The following is a 9,029-nucleotide window of genomic DNA, read 5'->3' as shown; positions in this document are numbered from 1 at the left end:
GTAGCATACTGTCTGCTGCGGTGGTTTGTCTTATCTATCACACAGGGCGTCCCGGAGAAAAAGGGAGATTGTGTCGTCGTATGTACGAAGCCGGGAGGCCCTGGTGTTAGCGCAGTCCTTCCCCATGCGGCAGCGAGACAGCATGTTCCTGCTCCCGTTGGCGCACAGTGAAGTCTAGTTGGGATACCCATCTGATACAGAGGTCATCCCAGGGGTCTTGCTTATGTATGATACAGCCTTTCCGGCCGGAGAAAGGAGATTTCGTATTGTATGAGTTCGGCCGGATGGGGCTGGTATCAACAACTTAGAACTTGTATGTTGCCTGGATGCGGGTATAATCGCCCAGTTCGAAGCTTTCCGAGCCGTGGAGCGTATCGCGCTGACCTGTGGACTTGGCGCCGAAGGTGTAAAACGCTTCGAGGAGGAAGTTCTTGGCCGGTACGTAGCCTGCACCGAGGGTGAAGGAGCGAATGCCGTCGAGGTAGCGGTCCGGCAGGGCTTCGGTCCCATTGCCTCCGAAGAAGGAGCCGTGCTGGAAGTACTTGTAATCGGCAAAGGCATTCCAGCTGCCTGGTACGTCTGTATCGGCATTGCCAATGTCGGCGCGGAGTACCCAGAAGCGCGGTGCCGAGCCGCCGCCAGTGTAGCGGCCATATTCGTCGCGGCCGCCGTTGAAGTACCGGCCTGTATCGGAGTAGTTGACGCCCCAGTCAAAGGACAGGCGGGACTGGCCCAGCTTCCACTGCGCGCCCAGGCCAAAGACGCTGGCTACGTCCATATCCTGGTCGTAGGTGCCCCAGGACTGGTCGGCATTCTGGAGCATGCCGCTCTTGTGGTACTGTTCGCCAAAGGAGCGCAGGTACCAGGCAGCGACGCCGAAGTCATCGCTGAATTTGTGGCGGAACTGGGCAAAGGCAGCCCTGTCGATAGCCGGAATGACGTCGTGTTTCAGTTCCGTCCCAACTACGGTGATACTCAAAGGCAGCGAGCCAATAGGAACTTGTGCCCCATTAAGAGGATCAAATTTTGCTTGCATTACCTTGAAGAAACCTTTAAGCACGCTTCCAGGTATCGTGGTGTCACTCGTAGGTACATTCGGATTCTGAGGATCTGCTGTAAATTGCTGGCCGACAAACTGAGTAAATAAAGAATCCAACGCGGCATCTTTACTCAAGGTCTTTCCCTCTGTATCCACAAAGGGAGTCGTACCTGTACCTTCATATTGCTTCTGTACAGCCTCGTATACAGACCCTAAATATTCATAAATATTCCGCTTCCCAACGGTGCCGTAGTCAGCGTCAGCCGTCGTATCCAGCATTTGGGCCCAGCTTTTATCGGCAAGAGAGCCATAACTACGGAGGCCGGGAGCGCCTGATCTATCAACTACGAAAAGTTGTTCTTTTGCTACCTCGCCATCCTTGTAAACTGGAATAGTGATCGTTTGATTATAGCTACTACCACTAAAGGCAACGTTTGTTCCTGCGCAGTCCCCATTTGCACCTTTGGAATCAGTGTCGGTCAAGAAATCATGTATGTACCAGTCACCACCCTTCATATCACTTTGAGCAGCACTGGGATAAGATTGGGATACTTTAATGAGCATGGAATTGAGTTCCTGTACGATCCCCAAGCGTTCGTTAGCCACTTCCAGATCACTCTTAGTCTGAATCCAGGTACCATCAGGCTGTTGGGTTTGGCCGGCATGATTCCATTTTTCCAGATAATTGAGGGGCTGATCTTTCCAGGCATCAGAGGGTACGCCATCTGGATACCGCGTGGATTGGCCGGCAAGACTACCCTTTTCACCTACACCTGGATAGATACCTAATAATTCTGCTAAGGTAGCTGACCGGCTGATAAGGGCTGTTTCCTGATGACTGTATGCCGAGTCCGTAATGCCCGTGCTGTGACTGAAATCACCGTAGCCAATGCGAATCTGGTTCTTGCTGTCTGTCCAGGTAATGCGGGCACCGTCGTATTCTTTGCCGAACCAGTAGCCCGTGACGCCCATTTTTTCAGTCAGGCGGCCTACGGTGAAATCCCATTTATTAGCTTTCTGGCTCAGTTCGGCCCGGTCGAGGCGGGCGTCGTGGAGACCCCGTTTTTCCGCTTTGCGGTACATCGTGTCGATGGTATTGCCGCTGGAACCCTGGACGAGGAGGTTCGTATTGTCGCCGATCTGGGCATCTACGCCCAGGCGCAGGCGCTGTTCCAGGCCATGATCGGGCGTATCTTTCATGTTGTCCGTCGTGGCCTGGTCAGCTGCACCGGTCGTAGTCAGCGACATGGCAGCATTATCCTGGCCGCCCCACATGTTGGAACGAACGCGGTAATCGCCAATGAGGGCGACGTCGCCTTTCTTGCGGCCCAGGTCTTTGTCGGACGGACGAGTGAGGAACCAGTCGCTCTGATTGATGATGACTGTCCCGTTATCAGCGATGGCGTCGGCCGTTTTTTCGGTCTTGCCGGCTGCCTTGTCCGCGGCTTTTTCAGCAGCGGCCTTGCCGTCGTAGCCGAATTTGATGTTGGCGCCAATGCGGTACGTCCGATCCTGGTACGCCCGGTCGTCATCGCGGTGGTTGAAGAGGTTGTCAATGCCAATGTAGGCAGTCATATCCTTGCCGAAGTCCTTTTCGACCATGAAGTTCCAAATGCCAAAGGTCTTTTTCTGGTAATTAAAGTCTTTCTTCTTCCAGTTGCCGTTGGCATCGATATCGTCCTTTGTAAAGGCAGTAGAAACGCTGTTGCTGTCCAGCATGTGGATGTAGTAGTCTCCCCACAGGGCGGCACGCCAGCCATGGGCCTTGTCTTCGTAGTTCAGGCTGATATCGACTTTATGCTGTGGCCGGTCCAGGAGCTGCCGCGGCATGTCGGGATCGCTCTTGTTGATGGCGTGGAGCCAGGCGTAGCCCAGTTTAGCCGACCATTTGTCATTGAACTTCTGCTGAATTTCCGCTTCAAAGCCGGTGATTTCGGCTTTGCCGATATTTTTGAAACTGTAAATGCGGTCGGCATTGGTTACATAGGACGACCCGAACTGGTTGAAGTCAATGAGCTGTCCCATGAAGTAGGACGTCATGTAATCGTCAATGACGTTGTGGAACACCGAGGCCTTGGCATAGGTCTTGTTGTTTTCGCCTTCTACGGAAATATCGAAGTTTACCGATTTTTCAGGCTGCAGGTTCGGGTTGCCAATCCAGTACCAGCCGTACTGACTGCCGCCGGCACTGCCGAACATTTCCCAGTTGTAGTAGAGCTCGCCCATGCCCGGTTCGGCATAGCCGGTGCCGGCATTGATTTTCAAACGGCGATGAGGATTGCCGCCGAGATTATGGGTCATGCCCAGGTTAGCCGTCACTTCACTGCCAAAGAGGTCGCTGTTATCGATGCGCAGGACTGGCGTCAGAATCGTATTGTCATTGACCTGCCACGTATCCTGAATGAAGGCGTGGCGGCGCTGAATGCGCGCTTCGCCGCCAGCTACCTGATTTTCCCGTTCTTCAAATCCCTGGCCATAGTATTTACCATCATATTTGATATTTGTATCCTGTCCATAGGTATCCATCAGACCATAATACCCTAATACAGGATACGCTTTATATATAAGTGTTGCATCTCCATGAGTCAGGTAGTCTTTATTCTGCGTCTTTAACAAGTTGTTGAACTCTTCAAATTTTTTCTGTAATGCTGCATCGCCTGTCCAATTCGATCCTACGCCTAATTGAGAAAGATCCATGCTAATAACATCTGGTCCATTAGATACTATAAATGGCACTATTGATTTAATAGCTGCTGCATCTTCCTGCGTAAAGGCCGGGATCTTACTGCCATAGTATTCTGCCGCCTTATCCCAAATCAAGCCTTTATCGGTTTGCTTGAAAAGGTAGTTATGTACCTTAGAGTCCGGTTCAGTAGCTCCTGTAGGTACCCATAACGAGCTGTCATAGGCCCAGGGATCAATACCTTTGACCCAAGTCTTGGGAGCATTTTTCAGTCGCGTCCCGTCAGCCCGTTCATCGGTGTAGCCAATGCCATAGGTCAGGAGGTGCTGGTCGTTGACCTGGGTGTTCATGGTGGCGTTTACGTCGAGCTGCTTATGTTCCAGCCAGTCCACAGCAGCCAAGGTGTTTTTACCGCTGTACTGGTCGTGGCCTGCGCCATAGTAGGTCGTAGACGTCGTGTCCGTTTCCTTCATTTTTCCGTAGTTGACGTCGACTTTCCAGTCGTGCTTGTCGTTGCGGCCCGTGTAGGACAGGGCGTACGTGTCGCGGTCGACATTGCGCTTGAAGATCTGCATCGATTCCAAGAGAGCATCCACTCCCTGACCAGATTTATTGCGGCGCTCCATGTCTTCTTTTTCGCTCATAACGCGGAAGGCAATTTTATTATTTTTATTAATTTCTACTTCGCCAGTAGCACCGATGTTTTTCACATCGCCATAGTAGCGCAGAGACGGCTTAAAGTCTTCAAAGTACCAGCTTTCGCCTTTTTTATAGCCCCGTTCGCTGGAGTAGACCGGCATGACTTCCCGCTTGCTGCCGAAGACGCTGAACTTCACGTTGCCGATTTTCCCGGAATCAGCACGCATATAGTAGTTGCTCGGCCAGGTATTCTTATTTTCATCGGTCCCTTCATGATCGTGATAGCGGGCTTCGGCATTCATCTGGAACGTCGGATGATCCGCCGGAGCCTTGGTGATGATGTTGATGACGCCGCCAATGGCATCAGGGCCGTACTTGGCCGTGGCTGCACCGCGGATGATTTCGATGCGTTCGATGTTTTCGGCACCAATGCGCATGGCTTCGTCACTGCCGCCCATGTACTTCGATTCGCTCCCCATGACGGGCTGGCCGTCGATGAGCATGAGGGTATGCCGCGGGTCAGCGCCGCGGATGGCAATGCCCACACGGCCCATAGCGTCAACGGTTCTCGTTACGCCCGTTTCGGAAAAGATAACGTCTTCCAGGGACTTGGCCTGTTTCTTTTCAATATCTTCTTTGGTGATAATCGTCGTAGACTGGCTTTCGTACTTGGCAGCTTCCTTAGCCGCACTGGCTTCGACGACGACGTCCTTTGTAGTTACATTTTGCTCCCCCCCTGCTGGACTTTCTGCCAGTACAGGCATGGATATCCAGGTCAGGACAGCGCAGGCCAACAGGCCATACCGTGATGAATGTTTCATGACAATCTCCCTTCGCAGCGGAATTCATAGGATATTAATACTCTTTACCAAAAAATACATTGACAGTGTATCATATTTGAAAATTATTTTCTACTCCATTCCGACATTTTTGAGCCCATTCCGACATTTATTTTTATTTTTTCTGTTTTTTCGCATTTTTCAGAAAAAGACAAAACAACAGAGAACAAGGACATGCCTCGTTCTCTGTTGTTTTACATATACGTATCACTATGCAGTTGTTTGTATGCAGGCAGTTTGTTATTCCCGTATTTCCAGGAGGCAGTCGCCGCTGATAATGGCCTGTCCCTTGGTGACGTAGATTTCACCGACTGTGCCGTCAATAGGCGAAGTAATGGTCGTTTCCATCTTCATCGCTTCCGTTACGACCAGGTCGTCGCCTTTCTTGACTTTCTGATCCTTGGAAACGAGGACTTTGACGACCGATCCCGACAGGGTAGCGCCGATATCGCCCGGTTTGGACGGGTCCGCTTTGCGGCGCGTAACGGTCTTCATGTCGACGCTCTTGTCCTGAACCTGAATTTCCCGTTCTACGCCGTTGAACAGGAACGTAATCGTCCGGACGCCGCTTTCATCAGGATCGCTGATGTTGATCATCGTAATGACCAGATCTTTGCCCTTTTCAATTTCTACGTGAATTTCTTCGTTTTTCTTCATGCCGAAGAAGAAGGTCGGCGTATCCAGTACACTGACATCACCGTAGAGTTTAACCTTTTCGTTGTAGTCTTTGAAGACTTTCGGGTACTGGCAGTAAGCGTTTACATCTTCGTCTCCGTGCTTATAGCCGGCATCGGACAGTTTCTTGCGAACTGCTTCGAAGTCGACAGGAGCCAGGCTCTTGCCCGGACGTTCCGTCAGAGGCTTGCGGCCTTTGAGGATAATCTTCTGCAGTTTTTCCGGGAATCCCTGGTAGGGAATGCCAATGCGGCCTTCAAAGAATTCGACAACGGACTGCGGGAAGTCGAGGACGTCGCCCTTGTCGTATACGTCCTGTTCGGTCAGGTTGTTCTGTACCATAAACAGGGTCATATCGCCGACAACTTTGGAAGACGGCGTTACTTTGATAATATCGCCGAACATCATATTGACGGTGTGATACATCTTTTTAATGTCGTTCCATTTGTCGCCGAGGCCTACAGCTTTAGCCTGCTGACGGAGGTTGGAGAACTGGCCGCCCGGCATTTCATGCTGGTATACTTCCGTGTTCGGGTACGGTTCAGCCTTGTCGACGCCTTTGTAGTACGGACGAACTGTTGCCCAGTAGCGGGACATTTCTTCCATGGCGTCTACGTTCATGTCAGGCTGACGGTCTTTGCCGCTCAGAGCATAGTACAGGGTGCTCATGCTGGGCTGGCTCGTGCCGCCGGCCATAGCCGAGTAAGCGACATCGACAATATCGACGCCGGCATCGACAGCACGGCTCAGAGCAGCTACGGCATTGCCGGAACCGTCATGAGTATGGAGGTGAACCGGCAGGTCAACAGCATCTTTCAGAGCGCTTACGAGGCGATATGCTGCTTCCGGCTTCAGCAGGCCCGCCATATCCTTGATGGCCAGGATGTTGGCGCCGGCGTTCTGCAGTTCCTTGGCCATCTTGACATAGTAGTCAAGGTTGTATTTCGTCCGCGATGCGTCGAGAATGTCTCCGGTGTAGCACAGAGCAACTTCGGCGATTTTGCCGGTTTCACGGACGGCCTGGATGGTGCCGTACATGTTGTCCAGGCTGTTCAGGCTGTCAAATATGCGGAATACGTCGATGCCGTTTTTCGCCGACAATTCGACGAAATTCTTGACGACGTTGTCGGGATAGCTCGTATAGCCGACGGCGTTGGCGCCGCGAATGAGCATCTGCAGCAGAATGTTCGGTGCTTTTTCCCGCATCTGACGGAGCCGTTCCCACGGATCTTCATAGAGGAAGCGATAGGCTACGTCGAAGGTAGCGCCGCCCCAGCATTCATAGGAGAAAAAGCCTGGCAGCTTTTTGGAAGCCTGTTCCAGAACGCGGAGCATGTCGATAGTGCGGACCCGCGTTGCCAGCAGGGACTGATGGGCATCACGCATGGTCGTATCCGTAAAGAGGACTTTCTTCTGGTCCAGAATCCACTGGGAGAATTTTTCTGCTCCCATGGAATCAAAGAGCTGTTTCGTACCAGACGGGAAATCACCGGCAACAGGCTGCGGCATTTCCATGGCATCAAAGGCCGGCTTGTCCTGGTGACCTGCGTCAGCATAGCCGTTGATCGTCGTATCGCCAATGTATTTCAGGAGTTTCGTGCCCCGGTCCTGTACGACAGGAAGGTTGAACAGTTCCGGATGATCGTCAATGAAGTTGACGTTATACGAGCCGTCGACGAAGGACGGTTCTTTCAGTACGTTAATGAGGAAGCCAATGTTGGTCTTGACGCCGCGGATACGGAATTCTTTCAGAGTGCGCAGCATTTTCTGCACTGCCTCTTTATGGGTCAGGGCATAGGTCGTAGCTTTGACGAGAAGGGAGTCGTAGTACGGCGTAATGATAGCGCCTGTATAGGCATTGCCGCTGTCGAGACGGACGCCGAAACCGCCGCCGCTGCGGTATACCATGATCTTGCCCGAATCAGGCATGAAGTGATTCATGGGATCTTCCGTTGTAATACGGCACTGGATGGCATTGCCCAGGCAGCGAACATCATCCTGGGATTTAATGCCGATTTCATCGCTGTCCAGAGCATATCCTTCGGCAACTTTGATCTGAGTCTGAACGATGTCGATGCCCGTGATCATTTCCGTAACCGTATGTTCAACCTGTACGCGCGGATTGACTTCGATGAAATAGAAGTTGCCGTCCGGCGTAACCAGGAATTCGACAGTCCCGGCATTGACGTAGTTGACGTTCTTCATCAGTTTGATGGCTGCGTTACAGATGTCGTGACGGAGCTGCAGCGGCAGAGCAAAAGCCGGCGCAATTTCTACGACTTTCTGATGACGCCGCTGAATGGAGCAGTCCCGTTCAAACAGGTGAATGACATTGCCGTGTTCATCCCCCATAATCTGTACTTCAATGTGCTTCGGATTGACGATGCATTTTTCCAGATAAATTTCATCACTGCCGAAAGCAAGCTTCGCTTCCGATTTTGCCCGGTCATAGGCTTCGCGCAGATCGACCATGCGGCTGACCATGCGCATGCCCCGGCCGCCGCCGCCGTTGACGGCTTTGAGCATAATGGGGAAGCCCACTTCTTTGGCGAATTTTTCTACTTCTGCATAATTCATGACTGGGCCGTCACTGCCGGGAATATACTGAATACCGGCTTTTTTGGCCTGAATGCGGGCGTTGATCTTATCGCCGAACATGATGAGGTGTTCTACTTTCGGGCCGATGAAGATAATGCCTTCTTCTTCGCATCGTTTAGCCAGATCTGCATTTTCCGACAGAAAGCCGTAGCCCGGATGGATGGCGTCGACGTCATGTTCATGGGCGATGCGGATAATGTCTTCTATATCCAAATACGCGTCAACCGGTTTCTTGCCTTCACCGACTAAATAGGATTCATCAGCACGGAAACGGTGCAGAGACAGCGAATCTTCTTTGGAGTAAATGGCAACCGTGCGGATTCCCAGCTCATTACAGGCCCGGAACACACGGATGGCAATTTCCCCGCGGTTGGCAACTAAAACCGAACGAATTTTTTTCATGGAAATACCCTCCTGCATACTCAAGTAACAATATGTACTCAGCAACCCAACCTACATACGTCTAGTCACTGTATTTTTAATTATAACAAACTGGAGAAACATTACAAGAGAAAGGTACTGTGTATACACAATACTCGCAATAAATACTGTATAC

2 protein-coding genes are annotated in these 9,029 nt (G+C 51.6%); both read right to left on the bottom strand.

What is annotated here, in order from left to right; translation table 11 throughout:
• Positions 1-304: 304 nt before the first annotated feature.
• A complete protein-coding gene (locus Q3886_RS06210) occupies positions 305-5,182 on the bottom strand; it encodes a TonB-dependent siderophore receptor (RefSeq protein ID WP_301860345.1) in 4,878 nt (1,625 codons plus the stop codon).
• Positions 5,183-5,440: 258 nt separating this feature from the next.
• Positions 5,441-8,875 carry a pyruvate carboxylase gene (locus Q3886_RS06205; protein WP_301860343.1) on the bottom strand — a complete coding sequence of 1,145 codons (3,435 nt, stop codon included), beginning with the start codon at positions 8,873-8,875 and terminating at the stop codon, positions 5,441-5,443.
• Between the last annotated feature and the right edge of the window lie 154 nt (positions 8,876-9,029).

Origin of the sequence: uncultured Megasphaera sp. (assembly GCF_958350005.1) — a bacterium.
Classification (GTDB): Bacteria; Bacillota; Negativicutes; order Veillonellales; family Megasphaeraceae; genus Megasphaera.
The sequence above is the reverse complement of the archived record's forward strand: the minus strand, read 5'-3'. Positions and strand labels throughout refer to the sequence as shown.